This window comes from Nocardiopsis sp. NPDC057823 (assembly GCF_042797335.1).
GTDB classification, from domain to species: Bacteria; Actinomycetota; Actinomycetes; order Streptosporangiales; family Streptosporangiaceae; genus Nocardiopsis; species Nocardiopsis changdeensis.
In genome coordinates this window covers 66,273-90,447 of record NZ_JBHVLR010000004.1, presented here as the reverse complement: position 1 = coordinate 90,447, position 24,175 = coordinate 66,273, and the positions used below count along the sequence as shown (strand labels likewise).

Sequence of the window (24,175 nt, the reverse complement as noted above, 5' to 3'; positions counted from 1 at the left end):
GGGGGACCACCAGGGTCCACCTGCTGAACAGACGAGCCCGCCTGGGGCTGCATCCCGGGCGGGCTCTGTCACGCACCCGCCTGCAAGGAGATGAGGATGCGCGACCACCGCAAGTCTACGAACCCCCGTACCGCCCCGGCGCCTGCGAAGGAGGTCGTCCCGTGCTGACCTTCCTGACCTGGCCCCCGACCACCGTCGTCTACATGCACTGCGGGTCCGCGATGGACTGGGACGTCCTGAGGGCCGCCTACGTGTGCCACTGCGGGGCGACCCGGTGACCGGCATCGTGATCGGCCTGGCCGGACTGGCCCTGGTCTTCGCCGCCGTGGCGGTGCTGCTGGCCGTGACCGGCGGCCGCTACCTGATGACCCAGACCCGCCCCGAGACCCACCCGACCCCGAAGGAGGGCTGACCCATGCTGCGCAAGAAGAAGCACCCCGACGACCCGCCCGCGGTCGGTGACCCCGACCCCCAGCAGGCGGTGGAAACCTGGCGCGAGTTGACCGCCGCCACCGATGACCTGCACGGCATCGACGATTCCACGCTCAACGAGGACCCCGCGGCCAACCCCCGCACCCTGTCCCAGCGCATCGCGGTCGCCGACACCGTGTCCCGGGCGGTGCTGGCAGAACAGGCCGAACAGGCCGAGGACCGGCTCGCTCAGGCCCGCCGCCGGCGCCGCTCCCGCGCTCAGCGGGGCGAGCGGGCGCTGTCCATGGCCGAGGCCCGCGCGGACCGGGCTGCCGCCACCTTGGAGGCCATCGACGCCTACGAGGAAGCCGACAACCCCGCCGCTTCGAGCCTGGCGTTGCACGAGGCCGACCCGCGCATCCGCCGGATGCTCATCGCCGTGTCCCTGGCCGGATCGGCCGCCTCCGCCCTGGGCATCGGGGCGTGGGCGAACACCTCCTGGGAGCTGCCGATCGCGGTCCTGGTCGGTGTCCTGGCCGAGGTCCTGCTGACCGTCCCGGTGATCCTGCTGCTCACCTTCCAGGGGCTGGTGCGCACCCACAACAAGGGCGCCGCCAAGGACCTGGGCACCGATGCCCAGCGGGTGCTGTCGCTCATGCTCGGCGCGATCGTGGTCCTGCTGCTGGTCTCGGTCGGCCTCAACGCCATCGGTATCGCCGCCGGTGACACCGGCCTGCTGGGAGTGGTCGGGATCGCTGGTGCGGTCATCGCGCTGGGAGCCTCCGCGGCGTCCTGGGGCACCACCACCGTCATCCGGGCGGTCATCCGCGCCAACACCGCCCAGTGGCGCACCGACCAGTGGGCGGCCGAACGCCAGCGGCTGGAGGCCACCGCCGCCGGCGTCTTCATCCCCACCATCGATGAGACCGACCAGGCCCCGGCCCACCCCGGCCCGGAGAAGACCGAACAGGCCGAGACCGAGCGGCTGCGGCGGGTCCTGGCGACGCTGGCCGACGAGCACGTGGCGGCACTGGCTGACCGCGGAACCGACGCCTTGCAGGAGCTGCTCAACCGCATCCCGCCCACCCCGGGCGAGACGGGCGCCCCCCAGGGCGAGATCCCGCCCGCCCCGGGCGGCGGCGCGGCCGCGGCCCGACCCGCGACGCCCGACACCCCGCCGACCCAGGACCGCCAGAACCTGCTAGCGGACACGGCGCCCGCCCCCCGGGCGGAAGAGGGGGCGAAGACCCCGCCCACCCCTGACGAACTGGCCCAATACCTGGAACTGGAAGGGCACCGCCGTGAGGTGATGCTCTACATCGCCGCCCACGGGCGGGGCGTGCCCACCCGCCAGATCGTGCGGGACACCGGCATCCCCCGATCCACCGTCCGCGACACCCGCACGGCCCTGTGGTCCGACGGCTACCCCGTGTTCGACCCCAGCAAGGTCAACGACTCCTGAACCGCCCCCGTCCCCTTCCCCGCCCTTGGGCGGAGAAGGGGGCGGCCCCCTCCCACCCGCTTCCGGCGGGTGCGCACAGCCACCCCGCACACCGCGTGCGGGGTGGCTGTGCGCACTTTCCCGGCATCCGGTGCGGCCGGTACCGCGAGACCCCTGGTGTCCGCGTGTGAGAGCCCGCCACCCCCACACCACCACGCACAGGAAGGAGAGCCTCGTGGGCCGCCGCTTCTGGGACCCCGAAGGCACCGCACACGGCATCCCCACCTACCCCCGCAACCTGGCCCCCTCGGGTCTGGCCACCAAGAACCAGCTCCGCTCGATGGGCCTGCGGCCCGGCGGACACGACCCGGTCGCTCAGCTGATGTGGGCCTCCCGCTGCGGCGGCTCCCGCCACGGCGTCCGCATCGCCTACCTGTACCGGCTCGACGCCGCCAAGCCGGTGCGGCCCATGACGCCCGCCAAACGGGCCGCCCTGGACAAGGCCATGGCCGCGCGGCGCACCTGCCGCGACTGCGGCCTCGAACACCCCTACTGCCTGCCCACCTCGCTGGGGCGCACCTGCCCGCCCGGCACCGGATGCGCCACCGATCAGGGCTGGAGCGCAGCCGCCTAGCCCCACCCCACCTACCTGAAGGAGAGACCAATGTTCCGTGGCTGCCTGGGGCAGATCCTCACGGTGTTCATCGTCGGCTTGCTGATCCTGTGGTTCTTCCGCGCCCCCGAGAGCGTCGCAGGCCTCATCACCGGGTTCGTCGGCATGATCGCTGGGGCCGCCGATGCCATCGGCCGGTTCGCCAGCTCCCTGGCCCCGCTGTTCTCTGCGATCTGAGGAGCACGTCATGTCGCATGACACCGATGCCGACGGGGATGTGGAGATCCCCGAGGCCGAACCGCTCCCCGCCATCGACGACGCCGAACGCGCCGCGGCCGACACCCCGTTCCCGGCCACCGCCCCCGGGGAGGACACCCCGCCTGCTGACCAGGACGAGGCCGGGAAGGGGGAGCCGCCTCCGTTACCGCCGATTCTGGAACTGGCCGGGTCGAACTTGGCCACCGTCTCAGGGCTCGCTTGGTCGGCCGTCGGCCCGTTGGGGCTGGCGGCCGTCGCGGCGGTAGGCACCCTCGGAGCGGCCGCCTACATGGCGCGCGGCCGCAGCCGCCGCAACGCCGCCCGCCAGGGCGGCGCGGCGGGGGTGCGTGGCGGGCGAGCTCGCGGGCCTCTGGCCCGGGCCCTGTTCGGTCCCGGCGGCCAGGCCGGCCGTGCGGCCGGGACCCGTAGCGGTCGCGGCTTCGCAGGCGCGGGCCGGGGCCGCTCCAGCGCTGCCGCATCCGGCGGCCTGGGCCGCCGAGGAACGACCGGTGGCCTGCCGGGGGCGCGCAGCACAGGCATGCGCTCGGGGGCCTTCCGGGGCCGCGGCAGGACCGGAAGCGACCCGGCGGGCTCGCTCCCCGGGCACTCCGGGGGTTTCGGGGCCGCTCGGGGCCGGTCCCCGAGCGTAGGCCCGGTCGGTGCCATCCGCCCCGGCGGGTTCTCCCAGCGTGGGGCCACCAGCGCTTTCGGCGGGGGCCGGGCCGGTTCCGGGGCGGGGTCGCTGTTCCGGGCGGCCCGGCGCGCACGCCGGGCGACCACCGCGATCAGCGACCCGGCCCTGCCGGTCCCCTCCCGGTCCGGGCGTATCCGCCCGCTGCGGGGCATGGTCGGCGCCGCCCGCCGCGGCTGGTCCCACCCCCGGTTCAAGCGCACCCGGGTCCGGTTCAAGCGCGCCTCGGTGCGCACCCGCGACTACATGCGGCGTCGGGCCGCCGTGCTGCGGGCCACCGCCCTGTGGCAGGGGTTCGCCGCCTGGTGGGGGCGCCTGTGGGCGCGGGTGCGGGGCGATGACCGCTACGGGCCCATGTGGGCGTGGGAGTCGGGGCCGGCGGCCATGGCCGTGGCGATGCTCGGTGCGTCCGAGCGCCGGTCCCGGCCGCGCCGCCCCGTGCGGGGCCGGGTCATCGGCACGTCGGCCCGTACCCCGGGAGAGATCACGGCCAGGGAGCGCCTGGCCATCGGGGCCGGAGGGGGAGCCGCCTCCTCCGGCGTACTGGAAGGACACGTCATGAAGAAGCCGATCGAGATCGTGCGCGCTGAGGCCGCGGCCGAGGAGATGCGCGAGGCGCTGGCGGCGTTCGGATCGGCCGACGTCCACATGCTCACCTACATGGGCGGACTCGACTCCCTTCCGGCGATTTTGCGCACGGTCGCCGCCGGATTGGGTGCTATGGCCACCGTCGCCCAGGACGAGCAGCCGATCCACCCGTCCGTGCTGGAGTACCTGCACAACATCGGCCAGGCCGTCCAGAACGTCGCTTCGGTGGCCGACGAGCTGCCGGGACTGTTCCGAGCGGCGCACGAAACGGAGATCCAGCGGCTCATGGCCCCCCGCGCCGGAGAGCACCGGTGGGACGCGGCCACCCGCGAGGACTAGCTGTGACGCCCCGCAGGGGGCCGGGCCCGGAAGTCTCCGGGCCCGGCCCCCTTGTTCGCACCCAGACCAGGAGGATTCCCCATGTCCATCGCCACCCCGGCCCGCAAGTCCAAGAAGAAGTCCACGCGTGAGCGCGCCGAGGTCGCGCGCCGGTGGTCCCACCGCCAGGGCCCGTTCCTGTCCGCCGCCAACGCCGCCTCGCTGTCCCTGGCCGTGGGCACGGTCGGGTCCCTGCCCGAGGTGGGTCTTCCCTGGTGGGCCCCGGCCGCTGTCGGAGCGATCGGCGCGACCGCCGCGTTCACCAAGGCGGCGACCGCCCGCCTGCCACTGCTGCCCCGCCTGTACCGGCCCGGCCGGTGGGCGGGATTCGCTGGCTGGTCGTCCCTGGCACTGGCGACCGGCACCGCCTGGTCACCGGAGATGCTCGCGGCCCTGGGCATCGGGGCCGCGGCGTCCGCACTGCTGCGCCCGGCGTCCACGTCGTGGGAGATCGCCGCCCAGGACCGGGCCGAGGCCGAAGCCGAGCAGGCGGCCCGGCTGGACCTGGCCGTTGCGTGGGAGCGGCGTGTGGACAAGGCCCTGCACGCCACCGGGACCGTGGTCACCGACATCCGGGAGTGGGAGCACCCGGACCCGCGCGATCCGTCCCGGACCTGGAAGACCGGGTACACGGTCAAGGGCAAACTGCCCCCCACCGTTGGGCTGGGGGCGCTCAAGCGCGTTTCCGGGGCGCTGGCGGACGCCGCCGACCTGCCCTCCGGGTGCGGTGTGGAAGTGGCCGGCCTGCCCGAGTCGCGCCGGGGGTTCGAGTTGTTCGTGTCCACGGTGGACGCACTCGCCGAGACCCTGCCCTACCCCCAGGACTACTCCCGCCTGTCGATCAACCAGCCGCTGCCGTCCGGGGTCTACCGCGACGGCACCGCGATGGAGATCGACCTGCGGTGGGCGTCGGCACTGCTCATCGGCGCCACCGGATCGGGCAAATCCAGCCAGCTCGCGGCGCTCATGGCGTCCCTGCTGCGCTGCGACGACGTCATCATCTGGGGCATAGACCCCAACGGCGGCGGGGTGTTCCTGCCCTACTTGCGCCCGTGGCTGGAGCGGCGCGTGGACCGGCCCGCCATCGACTGGGTCGCCACCCGCCCCGCCGAGATGCACAAGATGCTCGACTTCGCCCTGGACGCGATCCCGGCCCGCAAGATCGGCTACGCCGACCTGATGGCCGCGTCGGACCAGGACAAGGTGCCCGTGTCCTCCGCCATCCCGCAGATCGTGATCGTCGCCGACGAGACCGCGTCCCTGTCCAACGAGCTCAAGGCCAAGCTGACCGACCTCAACGACCGCTCCCGGGCGGCGTCGATCCGGTCCGTGATCTGTTCCCTGCGGGCGGTCTCGGACTCGGTGCCCAAGGCACTGATCGCGCAGATGCAGATCCGGATGGGCCTGCGGGTCAACGACGAGACGGAGCTGAACCACCTGTTCGGATGGCGTGGCAAGCTCCCGGCCCCTGAGGAGATGCCCGCCGAGGGGTACGGGCTGGTCCGCCACGGCGGCGGCGATGTCCCCCGAGTCTTCCGGGGCCTGTACGCCAACCCCTCGAAGGGGGCCGAGGCCGCCGAGGCCACCGCATCGTGGCGGCCCGAGTTGGACGACGTGACGGTGCGGGTCAACCCGGGCCTGTACATGGACCGGTGGGAGCGGGCCCGCAAGGACGGATGGCTGCCCGGCGGTGGTGTCTCGGCCCCGGGCCGCCCCAAGTCGCGGCCGGCCGCCCCGGCAGACCCGGCCCCGAAGAAGACTTCGGGGTCGACGTCGCCCGCCGGGGGACTCAGCGGGTTCGGGGACGCCATGTCCGACCTGGCCGAGTCGGTCCGGCGCACCCGCGAGGAGATCGAAGACGGCAAGAACACCAGCCCGGCCTCGAACGAGACCGGAGACGACGTGTTCCGCGCCATGACCGAAGGGCTCAAGGTCGACCCCGTCTCGGCCGGGCTGCCTCTGGTGCTGTCCACGGCCCTGGAGCTGAGCGATGGCGAGTCCGCCAAGGGCGTGTCGGTGGCGGCCCTGTCCGAGGCACTGCGGTGGTCCCGGCCGACCGTGCGTGCCCGAATGAAGTCGATCCGGGTCGAAGAGGACCCCAAGACCCAACGGTGGGTGCCTGGGGCGGCTTCGGAGCGAGGCTATTGGCGGGCCGCTCTGGAGGTCGCCCGCGACCGCATCCTGGCGGGCGAGATTCAGGTCCCGCCCGGGATCGACGCACCCGACCGACCGCAGTGATCCGCTCTGTCACAGCCCCCGTGACGAACGCCGTCACGGGGCCTGTGACAGGGCCGTGTCGAGTGCTGTGACAGGACCGTGTCACGGGGCCCGTCACAGCACCCGACACACCCTTGTCACAACCACCTGTCACAGCGCCTGAACAGCCGATACGGCCTTTGTCACACGAGACTGCGAAGACCCCCTCCCCGGGCCGTTGCGGCCCCGTGAGGGCACCCCCGGGGAGAGCCCCCGGGGGTCTGTAGGAGGGACCGTGATGCCGGATGGATGGCTACTCGCCGGGGGTGTTCCCCTGGCGGTTCTGGCGGCCGTATGCGTGGCCGACACGATCGACTCCCAAGGCTCCCCCGAGAGCGGTCCGCCACCGCTCGCACCCATCATCGGCGGCCTTCTCGGAATTGCCATCGTGCTCGCCGTAGGCGCTGCCTGCGCCCCACCCGGGTGATGGCCCGGTGCCCCCGCCTGGCAACCGGGCGGGGCCACCGGGGGACCACCCGGCCCACCCCCATACACCACACGGAAGGACCCCACGATGAGCAACACCACCGGCCGCCCGATGACCGTCGCTCGCCTGCGAGCCGTCCTGGACACCCTGCACGACGACGACCGCATCACCGACGCCGACGGCATTCCGCTCATGGACGCCATCGACAACGGCGTCCTGGAACTGCACTTCGCGCCCCGCCGGCACCGCACCGTCCGCAACACCGTCCACGCTAGCGGCCCTGTGTCCGGGGTGATGCAGGTCGGCGGCGACTTCTACGGCGACCTGCGCATGTGACCCCCGTGTCGGGCGGCCCGCCCCGCAAGAGCGGGTCTCCCGACCGGTCCTGGAAGGAGACGAACCTGATGGCCCTCACCCGCTTGCGGCCGCGCCCGCGCGGCACCGACCTGCTCCCGGCCCCACCCCGGTGGGCGACCCAGGCGCTGTGCGCCCGTATCGGCCGGCCCGGTGACTGGTACCCGGACGAGGACGACCACGACGCCACCGCCGCCGCCATCGAGGTCTGCGAGCGCTGCCCCGTCCGGACCGCCTGTCTGGAGGCCGCGATGGCATCCCGGTGGCTCGAACACGGCATCTGGGGCGGCGCCACCCGCGCCGACCGGCGGCGCCTGCGCCGCAACCGCAAGAACGCCGCCCGCAAGGCCGCTGCTGCCTGAACCCCGAACACACGCGAGGGGCACCCGCCGACCCATACACGGCAGGTGCCCCTCACCCATTTTCTACCTGACAAGAAGGAGGTTCCCGATGCGGATCACCGCTACCGCCGGTGTGCTGGCCGAACAGCTCACCTGGGCCGCCAAGATGCTCCCGGCCCGCCCCGCGATCCCGGTCCTGGCCGGTATCCGGCTGGACATCGCCCCCGACCAGGTGCGCATCACCGCCACCGACTACGAGGTCTGGGGCACCGCCGCCCTGGAAGCCGACACCACCGACACCGGGACCGTCATCCTGCCCGGGCGGCTGCTGGCCGACCTGGTCTCCCGACTGCCCGCCTCCCGCACCCTCACCCTCACCACCGAGGAAGCCCGCGTGCGCATCGCCTGCGGGCCGGTGACGGCGACCGTGCGCACCCTGCCCGCCGACGACTACCCCGACCCGCCGGAGCGGCCCGCCACCGAGCTGGGCACCATGGCTGCCGCCGACCTGGCCGACGCCGTGGACCGCACCAGCGTGGCCGTCTCCAACGACCCGACGCTGCCGATGCTGGCCGGGCTGCACCTGGAATTCGCGCCCGTCGGGCTGGTCGTGGAAGGCACCGACCGGTACCGGATCGGTCACCGCACCGTGCCCTGGTCACCGACCCTGCCCAACCCGTCCGAGTCGGACGGGGACAGGCCGGTGACGGCGCTCATCCCCAGCACCGCGTTGGCGCTGGCCGCCAAGTCGATGACCGGCACCATCACCCTGTCCGCGGACCTGGACACCGAGGCCGCCGCCACCGTGCTGGCCGTGGCCGACCAGGCCCGGTTCCTGGCGATGCGGCCCTTGGACGCCGCGTGGGTCAAGACCGCCTCCTTCCACGACAAGGCCCTGAACGAGGCCGCCGTGCAAGTGGTGGCCGACACCGGCGAGCTGCTCGATGCCATCGACCGCGCCCGCCTGTTCGCCGACGCCGCCCCCGTCCACCTCACCACCGGCCCCGACCAGGTCACCGTGCACGGCGGGGCCGACGGCGAGGACGCCAGCGAGGACCTGCCCGCCGCCGTCACCGTCCTGGACGACGGGGAACCGGAGACCACGGTGGCGTTCAGCCACCGCTACCTCACCGACGCGCTGCGGGCCTGCCGCGCCGACACCGTCCGCATGCTCCTGCGGCGCACCCCGGTCCCGGCCCTGCTGGTTCCCGGAACCGACGACGCCTCCTACTGGCACGTCGTCATGCCCGTCCGCCTGTGACCTTGCCCGTGCCGCCGGGCGCTCGTTTTGCACCCCAGCTCACCTCTGTTGGGCGGTCTGGGGTGTGGGGGGTCCGTCCGGACCACCGCATCCAACGAAGGAGACCGATGACCGACCGCACCGTGACCGTGCTCAAGGCGATCAACGCGGGGAACACCACGGGGCCGCTGGTGGCCGAGGCGCTCGACATCCCCTTGCAGGAGGCGTTCAACGAACTGGCCGACCTGATCAAGGCGGGCCTGATCCAGGGCATGCCCCACCAGGCCCGGTACGCCGCGCCCGAGACCCGCGCCTTCCGGCTGACCCCGGCCGGAGAGGCTCATCTCTGACCCATCCCACCACATGAAAACGGCCCGCCCCAGCTCTGACCAAGGACCTCGGGGCGGGCCGACCCCTTACACCGAAGGAGCACCACCAGTATGACCGCCGAACTCGCCGAGGGCCTGCGCAACTGGGCCGAGGGCTACACCGCCCAGCTGGCCGCCGTGAACCTGCTCATCGACCACGACGTGTGGCTGCGGCGCACCGACTTCGTGAGCCGATGCGTCCACCAGGTCCCCGACTCGGAGCTGTTCGAGCCCGACCGGCCCCTCGCGCACATCGACTGGGACAAGGCCACCAAGGCCCTGAACCGGCAGGCCTTCCCCGCTTCCTCCTCCGAGGTCTCCGTGCTGCGCATCGCCGCGTCCCTGGCAGAGGGCCACCCCGTCAAGCTCCGCGACACCCTGGTCGGCATGGACGCGACGACCACGGCCTCGGTGCTCACCGCGATCACCGCCGCAGCCGGCCACCGCGACCGCATCACCCTCACCCTGGCCGCTCGCAACCGTCCCGACTGGCTCTGACCGCGCCACCCCAGGGGCGGGCCGTCACCACCGTGACGGCCCGCCCCTTCCTCGTCCGTAGCACCCCTGACCTGAGGAGTTCCTTGTGAGCACCGGGAGGCCCCCATGAACGCCTTCAAGCCCGTCGACTACGCCCTGGCCGCCGCCCGCCGCGGCTGGCCCGTCTTCCCCCTCACTCCCAACAGCAAGAAACCCCCGCTGGTCAAGGACTGGGAGCGCACGGCCACCACCGACCCGGCCCGCATCCACGCCTGGTGGAAGCAGTGGCCCACGGCGAACTACGGCATCGCCACCGGCCCCGCGGGCCTGGTCGTGATCGACCTCGATGTCCCCAAGCCCGAGCAGGCTCCGCCCGCAGAGTGGGCGCTGCCCGGCGTGGTCGACGGAGCCGACGTGCTGGCGGTCCTGGCCGAACAGGCCGGACAGCCGCTGCCATTGGACACCTTCACCGTCCGCACCCGCCGCAACGGCACCCACCTGTACTTCACCCACCCCACCGACGGCCTGCGGCTGGGTAACACCAGCGGCACCCTCGGATGGCTGATCGACACCCGCGCCCACGGCGGCTACGTCGTCGGCCCCGGCTGCCCCATCACCACCCCCGACGGCAACGGCACCTACGAGGTCACCCACCGCGAAGACCCCGCGCCGCTGCCCTGGTGGATTCATAGGCGCCTGCTCCGCAGGCCCGACTCCCAGGACCAGCCGACCAACAGCGCCCGCCCCGCCCCGGGGCCCGCAACGGGTGGTCTGTCCGGGATCCTCACCGACGACCGCAGGCGTGCCGCCTACGTGCGAGCAGCGATCAAGGGGGAGCTAGCCAGGGTTCGGGACGCCGCTCCCGGAACGCGCAACGAGAACCTCTACATCGCCGCCGCCTCGCTCGGCCAGCTGGCCCGCGAAGGCCTGCTCGATGCCGACTGGGTCGCCGACGCGCTGCGCAACGCCGCCCTGGACGCCAACGCCGCCGGCGACCCCAACCCGGTGCGGGAGATCGAGGCCACCATCCGCTCCGGACTCGCCAAAGGCCTCCGGGAGCCCCGCCGCACCACCCCACGACCAGGAAGGACGGCCGCGTAGATGAGCGGGAACAGCGACGAGAAAAAGCCCTCCCAGGCCACCCTGCTGATCGAGATGGCCGACCGGCACGTCGATGTGGTGGCCGGGCCCGACGGTAAGGCCTACGCCGTCCGGCGGGGCGGACCCCGGATCGCGTTCCCGCTGCTGCGCAAGGACGGCCTGCGGGTCCAACTCGCCCGCCAGTACTACGACGAGCACCACTCGGTTCCCTCACAGTCGGCTCTCACCGACGCCATCGCGGTGTTGGAGGGCCGGGCAGCGGACCAGGACCCGCAGGGCATCCACCTACGGTTGACCACCCACCACACCGAAGCGGGTGCCCAGGTCGTGATCGACCTGGGCACCCCCGACGGCCGGTGCGTGGTCGCCGGCCCCGACGGGTGGCGGGTGTGCGAACGGTCCCCGGTGCTGTTCCGGCGCACCAAGCTGACCAGCCCCATGTCCGACCCCGGTCCGGCCGGGCACACCGACCAAGGGCTGGCCGCCCTGCGGGGCCTGCTCAACGTCGACGAGAGCGCGTTCCGGCTCATCGTCGGATGGCTGGTGTCCGGGCTGCTCCCCGATATCCCGCACCCGATCCTGGCAGGGAAGGGCGAACAGGGCACCGGCAAGTCCACCGCACTGGAGATGCTGGTCAACCTGGTGGACCCCTCACCGGCCGCGCTGCGGTCCCTACCCAAGGACATCAAGACCTGGGCGACCGTCGCCACGGCGAGTTGGGCGGTGTGCCTGGACAACGTTTCGGCCATCCCCATGTGGCTGTCGGACACCCTGTGCAAGGCGGTCACCGGCGACAGCCTGGTCGACCGGGCCCTGTACAGCGACGACGACGTGTCCGTCCTCAGCTTCCAACGGCTGATCGCGCTCACCAGCATCGACACCGGCGCCCTGGCCTCGGACCTGTCCGAGCGGATGCTCGCAGTGGAGTTCCTGCCCATCAAGCGCAGTGAGCGCCGTCCCGTCGCCGAGATCAAGGCGGCCTTCACCCGGTCCGCACCCGCTATCCGGGCCGCGCTGCTCGACCTGCTGTGCCAGGTACTGGCGACCTTGCCCGACGTCCGCCTGGCCGAGGCACCGCGCATGGCCGACTTTGCGCACGTCCTGGGAGCCCTGGACCGGGTCATGGGCTGGGAGACCCTGGCCACCTACCTGACCGCTTCCCAGGTCACCACCGCAGACCTGCTCGATGCCAAGCCGTTCACGTCCGCGGTGGCCGACTTCGTCGACCAGCACGGCACGTGGACCGGATCGGTCAGCCAGCTCCTGGACCTGGTGACCGTCCCCGAGCCGCGACCCCGGTCCTGGCCGGTGGACGCCACCCGCGCTTCCGGCCAGCTCAAGCGGGACGCCCCGGTACTGCGGTCCATCGGCATCACCGTGACCGAGGCCGGGCGTTCTGCCGACCGGCAGCGCCGCCAGCTCTACACCTTCACCGCCCACCGCATTGCCGAGACCGCCCCAGCGGAGGCTGCGGAGGCTGAAGCGGACCCTGCCGGAGGCTCAGCCTCCGCCCCAGCATCCGCACATCCGGCCAGCTCAGTGCGGGTGGCGGAGGCTGCGGGGGCTGCGGAGGCTGTGTTCCCCCAACTCTCTAAAAACCCTCAGGGGCCTGTGGAGACCGGTCCCTGTGTGCGTTGCAGCGCCGCCTTCCGCCGGTTCGAGGCGACCACGCACCCCAAGGTGTGCACCTCGTGTGCTCGGCACGCCCGGCGCACCTATGAACCCGCTCACGAAGCGGCCCCGGCCTGATGCCTGCCAAGCCCCGGCCGGGGCCGCCCAACCCAACCCGAAGGAGAGGCACCACCAGCATGGCCCATGACCGCAAACCCCGCCTGGAGCTGGCCAAGGTCCGCGTGATCGGACCGCCCGAGATCGTCGACCGGGTGGTCGACGCGATCACCTCCGCCCTGCCGGCCACCGCCCCCTCCCAGCCCTACCCCAGCCGCAAGACCCCCGGCCACGTCCGCGTCTACCTGGAGGTCACCCCCGAATGAGCACCGGAACGCGCACCGACCGCCCGAACTCCTTCCTCACCGTCCGGGAGGTCTGCGAGGAACTGCGCATCTCCCGCAGCACCTGGGACCGGATGGTCCGGCTCGGCCAAGCCCCGAAGATGAAGCGGATGGGCGGCCGCCGCGGCGAGATCCGCATCCGCCGCAGCTGGCTCGACGCCTGGCTGGAAGAGGGCGGCGCCTGATGCCCATGACCGGTGACGTGGTCTTCTACAAGATCCGCTTCCGAAAGAAGCCCGGCGCCAGGAAGGGAGAGAACTACCCCAAGCCCTACCAGGCCCGCTGGAAGGCCGGTGCCCAAGTCCACAACCGCTCCTTCGCCACCGAAGAACTCGCCGAGAACTGGATGACGGAGTTGCGGCAGGCGGCTCGCAAAGGGGAGCTGTTCGATGCCGAGACCGGCCTTCCCGAGTCCAAGCTGCGGGAGCTGCGGGACATCTCCTGGTACGCCCACGCGCGGGAGTACCTCCTGGAGCGATGGCCGGACATGGCTGCCAAGACCCGCATCAGCGCGATGGAGGCGCTCACCGCGGTCACTCCCGCCCTCGTACGGGAGCCATGGAGCAAGGAGGACCGGGAACTGCTGCGTGAGGTCCTGGGGCGGTGGGCGTTCCGCCTGGAGCGGGACGAGGCGGGGGAGTGGCGCTTCCTGGCGCCCCCTCCCCGGGCAGCGGAGGTCCTGGAAAGGCTTCAGCAGGCATCCCTGCCAGTGAGCGCCCTGAAGGATCCCCAGCGCCTCGGTGCGGCCGTACGGGCCTGTTCCCGGCTGTTGGACGGCTCCCGGGCGTCGGCCGACTACTTCAGTCGACGCCGGCGGGGTTTCTCGGCACTCCTGAGCCACGCCGTCCTGAAGCAGCGGCTGCCGGAGAACCCTCTGAAGAAGGGGGCCGAGCTACCGCAGGAGTGGAAGCCGCCCAAGACCGAGGAGGAGGTCGACCCCCGCGCCATCGGCAACCCGGCCCGGGTCCGCCAGGTCCTGACGATGGTGACCTACGTCGGACACCACCAGGGGGAGCGGTTCGCCGCCTGGTTCGGCTGCATGTACTACGGGATGATGCGGCCGGAGGAGGTGACCAACCTCCGCCGCTCCGGATGCGAGCTGCCTGCGGAGGGGTGGGGGAAGCTCACCTTCTCCCGCTCCGCGCCGGCCGCGGGCAAGGCCTGGACCGACAGCGGACACGTGCACGACGACCGTGAGCTGAAGGGCCGCGGGGAGAAGGCGTCGCGCACGGTCCCTATCCCCCCGGAGCTGGTCCGGCTGCTGCGGGAGCACCTGCTGAAGTTCGGTTCGGGACCGGACGGGCGGGTCTTCCGTAGCGTTCGGGACAACCCCGTCCAACCCAGCACCTACTGGCGGGTGTGGGACCGGACCCGCCGACTGGCCCTCACCCCTGAGGAGTACGAGGGCCCGCTGCTGAAGCGCCCCTACGACCTCCGGCACGCCGGGGTGACCTACCGGCTCAACTCCGGCGTGCCGGCGACCCAGGTCGCCAAGTGGGCCGGCCACAGTGTGGAGGTCCTGCAACGGATCTACGCACAGGTGTGGACCGAGATGGACGAGGTGTGGATCGACCGGATGGGCGACCACCACTGAGCGACCCGGATCCCGGGTCGGAGCAGCACCAAGGGCGGGGATCCCGAGCGATCGGGATCCCCGCCCTTTTTGTGTCTCAATGTCCTGACCACAGCTCGACCACAGAGGTTCGGGAAACCTGGTGGAAGATGATGAATCCTGAAACACGAAAGGCGTCCCGAAGGACGCCTTCTCGCCTGGTCAGCGGGGTGAACCCGCTGGTCCGTCTTGTGTGCCCCCTGCAGGATTCGAACCTGCGCACACGGCTCCGGAGGCCGTTGCTCTATCCCCTGAGCTAAGGGGGCTGGCTTGCGTGAACAACTGTAGCAGGGGCTCCGCGCGCTTCGTCCACCCGTTTGCCGCGCGCGGCGGATCCCCCCGTTCCGGTGGTGCGGCCCGCCCCCGCGGCGGTAGTGTCGCGCCGTGAACGCCTTGCCCGCACGGGTTCTCGTCGTCGAGGACGACGACGTGATCCGGGAACTGATCCGCCTCAACCTCGAACTGGAGGGGTTCGAGGTGTTCACCGCCGTGGACGGGCAGGACTGCCTCGACCGGATCGGGTACATCGACCCGCACGTGGTCACCCTCGACGTGATGATGCCCCGGCTGGACGGCTGGACGACCGCGGAGCGGTTGCGCGCCGGTGAACGGACGCGGACGCTGCCCATCGTGCTGGTCACCGCGCGCACCCAGGAGGAGGACGTGCGGCGGGGCGAGCGGATCGGCGTGGACGCCTACGTCACCAAGCCGTTCGACCCCGACGCGCTGATCGACGTCGTACGCGGCCTGCTCGGGGGGCGCGGGTGACCCCGGCCGACCTGGAGGCGGTCGTGAGGTCCGCCGCCGCCGACGCCTTCGACCTGCCCGCGGAGCGGATCCCGTTCGTGTGGCCGCGCGGCGACCAGGCCGCCGAGGGCGCCGACGCCGCGACCGCCCTGGCACCGCGCCTGGTGGGCCTGGTGGGCGACCGCCTGCCCCCCGGGTCCGGGCGGCCGCACCTGCGGGTGGCCGGGCGCATCGCCGCCCGGATGGCCGACCTGCGCGACCGGGGCCGCCTGTCCTACGCCCGGCTGCACGCCGACGACCGGGGCTTTCTGAACGTCACCCTGGGCGCGCGCCAGCGCGACGACCTGCTGGGCGCGGCCGCGGACGGTCCCCGCTTCCTCACCGGCCGCGGGTGGGACGGGGCGGGGGAGTGGCCCCGCACCGCCCTGCACGCGGCCGGGCCGGTGGCCCAGGCCCGCCGGTGGGCGCGGGCGGACGCGCGCTCCCGCATCGCCCTGGCCACGGGCGACGCTCCCCCCGCGGTGCCGGAGGCGGGGGAGGTCTCCTGGCGGGACCCCTACCTGGACGGCGACCGGGCCGGGCTGTTCACCCCCGCGGCCCGGGCGCTGGGCGCGGTCGGCGAGGACAGCGCCCGCATCGCGTTCTGCCGCTCCATCCCCGAGCGCCCGCGCGAGACGGAGACGACCGGCCGCGACCTCCCGGTGCTGCCGTCGGCGGAGTACCCGGGCGCGTGGGCCCGCCTGACCGACGCCAACCCGGCCTTCCGGCTGCGCTACGCCCACGCCCACGCGGTCTCCCGGAAACGGTGGGTGGCCGAGGGGGCGCCCCGGCACGCGGCCTGCGAGCGGCACACCGCCCCGGTGCGCCGCGCCCTGGTGGACGGACCCAGCGCGCTGGCCGGGGCGGCCCGCCGAGAGGAACCCCATATCCTGGTCCGATACCTGGAAACCCTGGCCGGTGCCTACGATGAATGGCGGACCTGTCCCTCCGCCGCGACCGCGCAGGCGGGGTACACCACCGCCGACCCGGCGCTGCCGTCCGCCGTCGCCGGGATTCTCCGCACCGGGCTGTTCCTGCTCGGGGTGTCCGCGCCCACAAGGCTGTGACCCCGCCGCGCCCGGTGGGCCGCACCCGACGCCCGCGTTCCGATCGGAGAAGTGGACAATGGGGGAGGGGTGCCGTCCCTCCCGTCACGCCGTTCCAGCCGAAAGCCCGTTATGAGCCGCTACGCCCACCCCGCCGGATCCCGTCACGCGGAGATCCTCCCCGAGGACAACCCGCCGCTGCCGCCCGAGGACCTCAACGCCCTCGACCCCCGGGTGTGGCCCGCCACCGCACGCCGCGAGAACGGCGCCCTGGTCGTGGGCGGCGTCGACGTCCGCGAGCTGGCGGACACCTACCAGACGCCCCTCTTCGTCATGGACGAGGAGGACTTCCGGGCGCGCGCCCGCGACTACGCCACGGCGTTCGCCGGGTCCGACGTCTACTACGCGGGCAAGGCCCTGCTGACCAAGGCGGTCGCCCGCTGGGTGATCGAGGAGGGCCTCAAGCTCGACGTCTGCTCGGGCGGCGAGCTGGCGGTCGCCCTGGCCGCCGGGGTGCCCGCCGACCGCATCGGCATGCACGGCAACAACAAGTCGGAGCGCGAGCTGCACCGGGCGGTCGAGGCCGGCGTCGGCCGGATCATCATCGACTCGCTGGACGAGATCGAGCGCCTGGAGCGCGTCGCCGCCGGGCTGGACCGCACCCCGAAGGTCCTGATCCGCGTCACCACCGGTGTGGAGGCCCACACCCACGAGTTCGTGGCCACCGCCCACGACGACCAGAAGTTCGGCTTCGCGCTGAGCACGGGCGCGGCCGCCGAGGCGGTCCGCCGGGTGCTGGACGCGCCGCACCTGGACCTGGTGGGCCTGCACTCGCACATCGGCTCCCAGATCTTCGACACCTCCGGCTTCGAGGTGGCCGCGCGCCGCGTCACCCGGTTCCTCGCCGGGATCCACACCGACCTGGGCGTCACCCTGGCCGAGCTGGACCTGGGCGGCGGCCTGGGCATCGCCTACACCTCCGACGACACCCCGCTGGACCCCAAGACCATCGCCGACGGCCTGACGGCGATCGTGCGCCGCGAGTGCGAGGAGGCCGGGCTGCCGGTGCCGCGCCTGGCCGTGGAGCCGGGCCGCGCCATCGCGGGCCCGCCCGGGATCACCGTCTACGAGGTCGGCACGGTCAAGGACGTCGAGGGCATCCGCACCTACGTCAGCGTCGACGGCGGCATGAGCGACAACATCCGCACCGCCCTGTACGGCGCCGAGTACACCGGCCGCCTCGTCTCGCGCGAGAGCGCCGCCGGGCCGATGCTGTCCCGCCTGGTGGGCAAGCACTGCGAGAGCGGCGACATCATCGTGCACGACCTGTACCTGCCGGCCGACCTGCGCCCGGGCGACCTCGTCGCGGTCGCGGCCACCGGCGCGTACTGCCTCTCCATGGCGAGCAACTACAACCACCTGCCGCGGCCCGCGATGGTCGCGGTCCGGGACGGTGCCGCCCGCGTGATCGTGCGCAGGGAGACCGAGGAGGACCTCCTCCGCCTGGACGTCGGCTGACCGGTCCGCGCGGCGACGGTCAGAGGATCACGAGAGAACTGGGAGTCACGCCCAAATGGCGATGAAGGTGGCGCTGCTCGGATGCGGCGTTGTGGGTTCGCAAGTCGTTCGCCTGATCGAGGAGCAGTCCGAGGAGCTGGCCGCACGGATCGGCACGCCCATCGAGGTCGGCGGGATCGCGGTGCGGCGCATCGACCGCGCCCGCGGCGTCTCCCCCGAGCTGCTGACCACCGACGCCATGGCCCTGGCCACCCGGCCCGACATCGACGTCGTGGTGGAGGTCATCGGCGGGATCGAGCCGGCGCGCTCGCTGATCCTGGCGGCGATCGGGGCGGGCAAGTCCGTGGTCACGGCCAACAAGGCGCTGCTGGCCGAGGACGGCCAGACCCTGCACGCGGCCGCCCGCGAGGCCGGGGTGGACCTGTACTACGAGGCGTCGGTGGCGGGCGCCATCCCGCTGCTGCGCCCGCTGCGCGACTCGCTGGCCGGCGACCGCGTCAACCGGGTGCTGGGCATCGTCAACGGCACCACCAACTACATCCTGGACCGGATGGACTCCCTGGGCGCCGGGTTCACCGAGTCCTTGGAGGAGGCCCAGGCCCTGGGGTACGCCGAGGCCGACCCGACGGCCGACGTGGAGGGCTTCGACGCCGCCGCCAAGGCCGCGATCCTGGCGCGGCTGGCCTTCCACACCCAGCGGGTGACCGCCGCCGACGTGCACCGCGAGGGCATCACGGGGGTGACGGCCGCCGACATCGCCAGCGCCAGGGCGATGGGCTGCGTGGTCAAACTCCTGGCGATCTGCCAGCGCTCGGAGGACGACAAGTCGGTGGGCGTGCGCGTCCACCCGGTGATGCTGCCGGTCGACCACCCGCTGGCCGGCGTCAAGGAGGCCTACAACGCGGTGTTCGTGGAGGCCGAGTCGGCGGGCCGGCTGATGTTCTACGGCGCCGGCGCGGGCGGCACCCCCACGGCCAGCGCGGTGCTGGGCGACGTGGTCGCGGTGGCGCGCAACCGCCGGGCGGGGACCTCGGTCGCCGAGGGCGGCCACGACACCGGCCTGGGCGTCCACGACATGGGCGACACCATCACCAGCTACCACGTGGCGCTGGACGTGGCCGACCGCCCGGGCGTGCTGTCCAAGGTCGCCGAGATCTTCGCCCGCCACCAGGTGTCGATCAAGAACGTGCGCCAGGAGGGCCGCGGCGACGACGCCCAGCTGGTGCTGGTCAGCCACCCCGCGCCGGACGCCGCGCTCAGCCGCACGGTCGAGGACCTGCGCGTCCACGACATGGTCCGCGAGGTCGCCAGCGTGATGCGCGTGGAGACCTTCGCGGACTGACCGCCGCCGGGGCTGGCGCGGCACCCGCGCCGCCCCCGGCCCCGGCCCGCCGACGGCCGTCTCGGAATGCGGACAAGGGCGACCGCGATTCGAGATGATCCCGGCCTGGCCGTAGACTCGTACCAGGTGGGGGCAGCGTCCCGGGTCCGCTACGGGGCCACGGCGCCCCGCCGCTTCTCCATCTTCTCCATGCGTATCGAGCGGGATCCGCATCCACCCGAAAGGGACACTGTCGTGAGCAAGGCACGGGCGTGGCGAGGCATCGTCGAGGAGTACCGCGACCGCCTCCCCGTCAACGAGAGCACCCCCGTCGTCACCCTCCAGGAGGGCGGCACGCCCCTGCTGCCCGCCACGCGCGTATCCCAGCTCACCGGATGCGAGGTCTTCCTCAAGGTGGAGGGTCTCAACCCCACCGGCTCCTTCAAGGACCGGGGCATGACGATGGCCATCACCAAGGCCGCCGAGGACGGCGCCAAGGCCGTCATCTGCGCCTCCACGGGCAACACCAGCGCCAGCGCCGCCGCCTACGCCATCCGCGCCGGGATGACCTGCGCCGTCCTGGTGCCCCAGGGCAAGATCGCCATGGGCAAGCTCGCCCAGGCCCTCGTGCACGGCGCCCGCCTGCTCCAGGTCGACGGCAACTTCGACGACTGCCTGGAACTCGCCCGCAAGCTCAGCGTCGACTACCCGGTCGCCCTGGTGAACTCGGTCAACCCCTACCGCCTCCAGGGCCAGAAGACCGCCGCCTTCGAGATCGTCGACGCCCTGGGCGACGCCCCGGACGTCCACTGCATCCCCGTCGGCAACGCCGGGAACATCTCCGCCTACTGGATGGGCTACACCGAGTACAGCCGGGACGGGATCTCCACCCGCAACCCGCGCATGTTCGGCTTCCAGGCCAGCGGCGCAGCCCCGATCGTCAACGGCGCCCCGGTCACCAGCCCGAGCACCATCGCCACCGCGATCCGCATCGGCAACCCGGCCTCCTGGAGCCTGGCCGAGCAGGCGCGCGACGACTCCGGCGGGATCATCGACAAGGTCACCGACCGCCAGATCATGGCCGCGTACCGGCTGCTGGCCGCCGAGGAGGGCGTGTTCGTCGAACTCGCCTCCGCGGCCTCCGTCGCCGGCCTGCTCCAGGCCGTCGAGGCCGGGCTGGTCGAGCGCGGCAGCCGGATCGTCTGCACCGTCACCGGCAACGGCCTCAAGGACCCCGACTGGGCCCTGGCCGGGGCCTCCTCGGCCACCACCGTGCCGGTCGACGCCCTGGCCGCGGCCCGGGCCCTGGACCTGGCCTGAGCACCCTCCGGCGGGGGCGTCCGCACGCCCCCGCCGGAGCGGGACCGCCGTGAACACGCACGACCGGAAGACCCCACCGAAAGACCCCGCCATGACCCCACCGCGCCCCGACCGGGTTTCCGTCCGCGCCCCGGCCACCAGCGCCAACCTGGGTCCGGGCTTCGACGCCCTGGGCCTCGCGCTGTCCCTGTTCAACGACTTCGAGGTCGTGCTGCGCGACGACGGCGAACTCCGGGTGGAGGTGAGCGGTGAGGGCGCCGGAGAGGTCCCCGCGGACCACCGCCACCTCGTCGTCCGCTCCATGGCCGAGGCCTTCGACCGCGCCGGGGAGAAGCTGCCCGGCCTCACGCTGACCTGCGTCAACCGCATCCCGCACGCGCGCGGCCTGGGGTCGTCGTCCTCCGCGATCGTCGGCGGCGTCGCCGCGGCCGCGGCCCTGCTGGGGCGCACCGGTCCCGACGGCGGCCCGGACCGCGACTGGATCTACCAGGTCGCCGCCGACCTGGAGGGCCACCCCGACAACGTCGCCCCGTGCGTCTTCGGCGGCTACACCGTCGCCTACCGCGAGGCCGACCGCTGGGGCGCCGTCTCCCTGGCCCCGGACCCGCGCCTGCTCCCGGTGCTGTGCGTCCCGGGGTGGCGGCTGTCCACCGAACGCGCCCGCGGGCTGCTGCCCGAGAGCGTCCCGCACGCCGACGCGGCCTTCAACGCGGGCCGTGCCGCGCTGATGACCGCGGCCGTTTGTGGCCATCCCGAAACCCTGTACGCGGCCACCCGGGATCGGCTACACGAGGAGTATCGGGCGCCCGCCATGCCGCGCACCCTCGACCTCGTACGCGACCTGCGTGACCAGTGGGAACTCCCCGCCGTGGTCTCCGGGGCGGGACCCACGGTCCTGGTGCTGTGCTCCGTGGCGGAGGGGGAGGCGGAGGCCGATTCGCCGGAAATCGCCGAGGCGCTTGATTCAATCCGTCGTAGTGCGGGTAATGATTGGGACATACGCCCCCTGCCGGTCGAGCAGGCGGGGGTGCGGTCCCCATCTCCCCATCCGTAGCACCATGTGTCGAGGAATAGCCGTGGCCTCTGGTGATGTTAGGCTAGGTGAAGCACCAGATGCCCCGTTGCGGGGCGAGTGCTCATCCGCCACAGCGGCCTCCGCATCCCATACTCCGGTGGTCCGGTCCCACGACCGTCCGGAAGCGGTGGTCGGTGTGTCGATTCCGCGGATTCTCCGCGAACGTGTCGACATCCCCGCTGCCAGCTCCTCCTCCCCGGATGAGCGTTCCGCCGCGGTCGATCGGCAGTACCACCGAGCCACCCGCCCCGACGTCTGGCTGTACCCAGAGCCCGCCGCGATCGGGTAGGGGACCGTCTTCTCGCCGGTTTCCGACATCCACGTGGGGCACGCCCTACCCGGCCCAGCCGGTTCGCACCACCGGGCCGGCCGCTCCAGCACCCGCTGACGGCCGAAGCCCGCTCCTTGGGAAGGACCCTTAGTGAGCGACACCACCGAACTCCGAACGGACGCGGCGGTCGACAGCAAGAACGGCACCGGCGCCTCCGGAGCGGAGGCCGGCGACGCTTCGGCCACGACGTCGCCGAGCAGGTCCCGCGCCGCGGCGCGCGGCACCGGTCTCGCCGCCCTGAAGCTCCCCGAGCTGCAGAAGCTCGCGTCGAGCCTGGGCATCACCGGTACGGGGCGCATGCGCAAGAGCGACGTCATCGCCGCCATCGAGGCCAAGCAGGGCGGTCCCGTGGGAGCACCGACCAAGGCCAAATCGCCGAAGAAGACCGAGACCGAGCCCGAGGCCGGTAAGGTCGAGGCAACCGACAGCCGGTCCCAGGAGCCGTCGGGCTCGGACGAGGCGCGCACGCGCGCCGACCGGTCGTCGGACCAGGCCGTGACCGACCCCCAGGGGCGGGGCGAGAAGGCGCCCCGGAGCCGCCGCTCCACCCGCAGGCGCGGGGACGAGGCCGGCGACCAGCCCCGATCGGTGGACGGCACCGACTCCTCTACCTCCGCGAGCAGCGTGACCAAGACATCCAGCACCCCCCAGAAGACCGGCTCCGACAGCTCCGAGGACCGCGAAGGCCGGTCCGGGCAGGGCCGTGAGCGCCAGCGCAACCGCCGCAACCGCAACCGCGGCGGCGACGACCAGAGCGCCGGAGGTTCCCAGCAGGGCGGCCAGGGCGGCGGCCAGCAGGGACGCGGCGGCGCGGGCGGCGCCGACGACGACGAGTTCGGCGGACGCCGCCGGGGCCGCCGCCGGGACCGCAGGGACCGGCGCGGCGGACGGGGCGGCCAGGAGCCGGAGCCGGTGATCGGCGAGGACGACGTCCTGCTGCCGGTCGCGGGCATCCTCGACATCCTGGACAACTACGCGTTCGTCCGCACCACGGGCTACCTGCCCGGGTCCAGCGACGTCTACGTCTCCCTGGCCCAGGTGCGCAAGCACGGCCTGCGCAAGGGCGACCACATCATCGGCGCGGTCCGCCAGCCCCGCGACGGCGAGCGCAAGGAGAAGTTCAACGCCCTGGTGCGCCTGGACTCGGTCAACGGCATGTCGCCCGACCAGGCCAAGAACCGCCAGGAGTTCTCCAAGCTCGTCCCGCTGTACCCGCAGGAGCGGCTGCGGCTGGAGACCGAGCCGGGCGTGCTGACCACGCGCATCATCGACCTGGTCGCACCCATCGGCAAGGGCCAGCGCGGGCTGATCGTCTCCCCGCCCAAGGCGGGCAAGACGATGGTGATGCAGGCGATCGCCAACGCCATCACCGAGAACAACCCGGAGTGCTACCTCATGGTGATCCTCGTGGACGAGCGTCCCGAGGAGGTCACCGACATGCAGCGCACGGTCAAGGGCGAGGTCATCCACTCGACCTTCGACCGCCCGGCCGAGGACCACACGGTCGTCGCCGACCTGGCCATCGAGCGGGCCAAGCGCCTGGTCGAGATGGGCATGGACGTCGTCGTCCTGCTGGACTCCATCACCCGCCTGGGCCGCGCCTACAACCTGGCCGCCCCGGCCAGCGGGCGCATCATGTCCGGCGGTGTGGACTCCACGGCGCTGTACCCGCCCAAGCGCTTCTTCGGCGCCGCCCGCAACATCGAGGGCGGCGGCTCGCTCACCATCCTGGCGACCGCGCTGGTGGAGACCGGCTCGCGCGCCGACGAGGTGATCTTCGAGGAGTTCAAGGGCACCGGCAACATGGAGCTCAAGCTCAGCCGCTCCCTGGCCGACAAGCGCATCTTCCCCGCGGTCGACGTGGACGCCTCCAGCACCCGCAAGGAGGAGATCCTCATGTCGCAGGAGGAGCTCAACGTCGTCTGGAAGCTGCGCCGGGTCCTGCACGCGCTCGACACCCAGCAGGCCATCGAGCTGCTCCTGGACAAGATGAAGGAGTCCAAGAGCAACGCGGAGTTCCTGCTCCAGGTGCAGAAGACCACCTGAGCGCCCACCGCGTGACGCGCACGGCGGCCCTCCCCACCCGGGGAGGGCCGCCGTCCGTCGTCACCGGCCGGTAGGGTCCCGCCCGTCCCCGCACCCGCTGCGAAGACCAGGGGCGGTCCCGAGTGCGCGTCCGAACCGGCACCGCCCCCCATGTGGGGAGAGCG

General features: G+C 72.7%; 23 protein-coding genes and 1 tRNA gene. 23 read left to right on the top strand and 1 reads right to left on the bottom strand.

The window, feature by feature from the left end:
* Window positions 1–274: 274 nt before the first annotated feature.
* The 16 genes from ACFVNO_RS09135 (at window position 275) to ACFVNO_RS09060 (ending at window position 14,550) form a co-directional block, all read left to right on the top strand.
* Window positions 275–412, top strand: coding sequence for a hypothetical protein (locus tag ACFVNO_RS09135; RefSeq protein ID WP_378890938.1), 138 nt, complete (start codon window positions 275–277; stop codon window positions 410–412).
* Between the two features lie 3 nt (window positions 413–415).
* Window positions 416–1,873: a hypothetical protein gene (locus ACFVNO_RS09130; protein ID WP_378890936.1), complete on the top strand. Its 1,458-nt coding sequence runs from the start codon at window positions 416–418 to the stop codon at window positions 1,871–1,873.
* A 214-nt stretch (window positions 1,874–2,087) separates the two neighbouring features.
* On the top strand, window positions 2,088–2,486 hold the full coding sequence (locus tag ACFVNO_RS09125) for an RRQRL motif-containing zinc-binding protein (protein ID WP_378890933.1): 399 nt from the start codon (window positions 2,088–2,090) through the stop codon (window positions 2,484–2,486).
* A gap of 30 nt (window positions 2,487–2,516) precedes the next feature.
* Window positions 2,517–2,702 carry a hypothetical protein gene (locus ACFVNO_RS09120; protein ID WP_378890930.1) on the top strand — a complete coding sequence of 62 codons (186 nt, stop codon included), beginning with the start codon at window positions 2,517–2,519 and terminating at the stop codon, window positions 2,700–2,702.
* 10 nt (window positions 2,703–2,712) lie between these two features.
* Window positions 2,713–4,341: a hypothetical protein gene (locus ACFVNO_RS09115; protein WP_378890927.1), complete on the top strand. Its 1,629-nt coding sequence runs from the start codon at window positions 2,713–2,715 to the stop codon at window positions 4,339–4,341.
* An 81-nt stretch (window positions 4,342–4,422) separates the two neighbouring features.
* Complete coding sequence (locus tag ACFVNO_RS09110; protein ID WP_378890924.1) at window positions 4,423–6,618, top strand: FtsK/SpoIIIE domain-containing protein; 2,196 nt, start codon at window positions 4,423–4,425, stop codon at window positions 6,616–6,618.
* A gap of 532 nt (window positions 6,619–7,150) precedes the next feature.
* Complete coding sequence (locus tag ACFVNO_RS09105; RefSeq protein WP_378890921.1) at window positions 7,151–7,399, top strand: hypothetical protein; 249 nt, start codon at window positions 7,151–7,153, stop codon at window positions 7,397–7,399.
* Window positions 7,400–7,467: 68 nt separating this feature from the next.
* Complete coding sequence (locus ACFVNO_RS09100; RefSeq protein WP_378890918.1) at window positions 7,468–7,779, top strand: WhiB family transcriptional regulator; 312 nt, start codon at window positions 7,468–7,470, stop codon at window positions 7,777–7,779.
* 88 nt (window positions 7,780–7,867) lie between these two features.
* A complete protein-coding gene (gene dnaN / locus ACFVNO_RS09095) occupies window positions 7,868–9,019 on the top strand; it encodes a DNA polymerase III subunit beta (RefSeq protein WP_378890915.1) in 1,152 nt (383 codons plus the stop codon).
* A gap of 107 nt (window positions 9,020–9,126) precedes the next feature.
* Entirely contained in the window at window positions 9,127–9,348 is a 222-nt protein-coding gene (locus ACFVNO_RS09090; protein WP_378890912.1) for a hypothetical protein, read from the top strand.
* A 90-nt stretch (window positions 9,349–9,438) separates the two neighbouring features.
* The gene (locus tag ACFVNO_RS09085; RefSeq protein WP_378890909.1) at window positions 9,439–9,864 is read left to right on the top strand and encodes a hypothetical protein; all 426 of its coding nucleotides are present in this window, start codon (window positions 9,439–9,441) and stop codon (window positions 9,862–9,864) included.
* Between the two features lie 105 nt (window positions 9,865–9,969).
* Window positions 9,970–10,944 carry a bifunctional DNA primase/polymerase gene (locus ACFVNO_RS09080; protein WP_378890906.1) on the top strand — a complete coding sequence of 325 codons (975 nt, stop codon included), beginning with the start codon at window positions 9,970–9,972 and terminating at the stop codon, window positions 10,942–10,944.
* Entirely contained in the window at window positions 10,945–12,693 is a 1,749-nt protein-coding gene (locus tag ACFVNO_RS09075) for an ATP-binding protein (RefSeq protein WP_378890903.1), read from the top strand.
* A gap of 59 nt (window positions 12,694–12,752) precedes the next feature.
* The gene (locus ACFVNO_RS09070; RefSeq protein ID WP_378890900.1) at window positions 12,753–12,938 is read left to right on the top strand and encodes a hypothetical protein; all 186 of its coding nucleotides are present in this window, start codon (window positions 12,753–12,755) and stop codon (window positions 12,936–12,938) included.
* Complete coding sequence (locus ACFVNO_RS09065) at window positions 12,935–13,141, top strand: helix-turn-helix transcriptional regulator (RefSeq protein WP_378890897.1); 207 nt, start codon at window positions 12,935–12,937, stop codon at window positions 13,139–13,141. The genes ACFVNO_RS09070 and ACFVNO_RS09065 overlap by 4 nt, the downstream gene beginning before the upstream one ends.
* Window positions 13,141–14,550 (top strand): tyrosine-type recombinase/integrase, encoded by a 1,410-nt coding sequence (locus ACFVNO_RS09060; protein ID WP_378890894.1) that lies wholly within the window; start codon window positions 13,141–13,143, stop codon window positions 14,548–14,550. Before ACFVNO_RS09065 ends, ACFVNO_RS09060 begins: the two co-directional genes overlap by 1 nt.
* Before the next feature lie 212 nt (window positions 14,551–14,762).
* Here ACFVNO_RS09060 and ACFVNO_RS09055 read toward each other — a convergent pair.
* Window positions 14,763–14,834: transfer RNA gene (locus ACFVNO_RS09055), tRNA-Arg, on the bottom strand.
* A gap of 118 nt (window positions 14,835–14,952) precedes the next feature.
* Here ACFVNO_RS09055 and ACFVNO_RS09050 point away from each other — a divergent pair.
* From ACFVNO_RS09050 to rho, 7 genes are all read left to right on the top strand, one after another.
* A complete protein-coding gene (locus ACFVNO_RS09050) occupies window positions 14,953–15,336 on the top strand; it encodes a response regulator (RefSeq protein ID WP_220563004.1) in 384 nt (127 codons plus the stop codon).
* The gene (locus ACFVNO_RS09045) at window positions 15,333–16,421 is read left to right on the top strand and encodes a DALR anticodon-binding domain-containing protein (RefSeq protein WP_355266498.1); all 1,089 of its coding nucleotides are present in this window, start codon (window positions 15,333–15,335) and stop codon (window positions 16,419–16,421) included. The genes ACFVNO_RS09050 and ACFVNO_RS09045 overlap by 4 nt, the downstream gene beginning before the upstream one ends.
* Before the next feature lie 111 nt (window positions 16,422–16,532).
* Complete coding sequence (gene lysA / locus ACFVNO_RS09040) at window positions 16,533–17,918, top strand: diaminopimelate decarboxylase (protein WP_355266500.1); 1,386 nt, start codon at window positions 16,533–16,535, stop codon at window positions 17,916–17,918.
* Window positions 17,919–17,973: 55 nt separating this feature from the next.
* Window positions 17,974–19,260: a homoserine dehydrogenase gene (locus ACFVNO_RS09035; RefSeq protein ID WP_355266503.1), complete on the top strand. Its 1,287-nt coding sequence runs from the start codon at window positions 17,974–17,976 to the stop codon at window positions 19,258–19,260.
* A gap of 234 nt (window positions 19,261–19,494) precedes the next feature.
* Complete coding sequence (thrC, locus tag ACFVNO_RS09030; protein WP_220563000.1) at window positions 19,495–20,559, top strand: threonine synthase; 1,065 nt, start codon at window positions 19,495–19,497, stop codon at window positions 20,557–20,559.
* Between the two features lie 91 nt (window positions 20,560–20,650).
* Window positions 20,651–21,613, top strand: a complete 963-nt coding sequence (gene thrB, locus ACFVNO_RS09025) for a homoserine kinase (RefSeq protein ID WP_355266506.1) — start codon at window positions 20,651–20,653, stop codon at window positions 21,611–21,613.
* Window positions 21,614–22,055: 442 nt separating this feature from the next.
* Window positions 22,056–24,011 carry a transcription termination factor Rho gene (rho, locus tag ACFVNO_RS09020; protein ID WP_355266509.1) on the top strand — a complete coding sequence of 652 codons (1,956 nt, stop codon included), beginning with the start codon at window positions 22,056–22,058 and terminating at the stop codon, window positions 24,009–24,011.
* Window positions 24,012–24,175: the final 164 nt, after the last annotated feature.

What these genes read in the sequence shown, in the direction of transcription:
- ACFVNO_RS09130 (WP_378890936.1), top strand. Translation starts at nt 416, where the DNA reads ATGCTGCGCAAGAAGAAGCACCCCGACGACCCGCCCGCGGTCGGTGAC.
- ACFVNO_RS09120 (WP_378890930.1), top strand. Translation starts at nt 2,517, where the DNA reads ATGTTCCGTGGCTGCCTGGGGCAGATCCTCACGGTGTTCATCGTCGGC.
- ACFVNO_RS09115 (WP_378890927.1), top strand. Translation starts at nt 2,713, where the DNA reads ATGTCGCATGACACCGATGCCGACGGGGATGTGGAGATCCCCGAGGCC.
- ACFVNO_RS09110 (WP_378890924.1), top strand. Translation starts at nt 4,423, where the DNA reads ATGTCCATCGCCACCCCGGCCCGCAAGTCCAAGAAGAAGTCCACGCGT.
- ACFVNO_RS09105 (WP_378890921.1), top strand. Translation starts at nt 7,151, where the DNA reads ATGAGCAACACCACCGGCCGCCCGATGACCGTCGCTCGCCTGCGAGCC.
- ACFVNO_RS09100 (WP_378890918.1), top strand. Translation starts at nt 7,468, where the DNA reads ATGGCCCTCACCCGCTTGCGGCCGCGCCCGCGCGGCACCGACCTGCTC.
- dnaN (WP_378890915.1), top strand. Translation starts at nt 7,868, where the DNA reads ATGCGGATCACCGCTACCGCCGGTGTGCTGGCCGAACAGCTCACCTGG.
- ACFVNO_RS09090 (WP_378890912.1), top strand. Translation starts at nt 9,127, where the DNA reads ATGACCGACCGCACCGTGACCGTGCTCAAGGCGATCAACGCGGGGAAC.
- ACFVNO_RS09085 (WP_378890909.1), top strand. Translation starts at nt 9,439, where the DNA reads ATGACCGCCGAACTCGCCGAGGGCCTGCGCAACTGGGCCGAGGGCTAC.
- ACFVNO_RS09080 (WP_378890906.1), top strand. Translation starts at nt 9,970, where the DNA reads ATGAACGCCTTCAAGCCCGTCGACTACGCCCTGGCCGCCGCCCGCCGC.
- ACFVNO_RS09075 (WP_378890903.1), top strand. Translation starts at nt 10,945, where the DNA reads ATGAGCGGGAACAGCGACGAGAAAAAGCCCTCCCAGGCCACCCTGCTG.
- ACFVNO_RS09070 (WP_378890900.1), top strand. Translation starts at nt 12,753, where the DNA reads ATGGCCCATGACCGCAAACCCCGCCTGGAGCTGGCCAAGGTCCGCGTG.
- ACFVNO_RS09065 (WP_378890897.1), top strand. Translation starts at nt 12,935, where the DNA reads ATGAGCACCGGAACGCGCACCGACCGCCCGAACTCCTTCCTCACCGTC.
- ACFVNO_RS09060 (WP_378890894.1), top strand. Translation starts at nt 13,141, where the DNA reads ATGCCCATGACCGGTGACGTGGTCTTCTACAAGATCCGCTTCCGAAAG.
- lysA (WP_355266500.1), top strand. Translation starts at nt 16,533, where the DNA reads ATGAGCCGCTACGCCCACCCCGCCGGATCCCGTCACGCGGAGATCCTC.
- ACFVNO_RS09035 (WP_355266503.1), top strand. Translation starts at nt 17,974, where the DNA reads ATGGCGATGAAGGTGGCGCTGCTCGGATGCGGCGTTGTGGGTTCGCAA.
- thrB (WP_355266506.1), top strand. Translation starts at nt 20,651, where the DNA reads ATGACCCCACCGCGCCCCGACCGGGTTTCCGTCCGCGCCCCGGCCACC.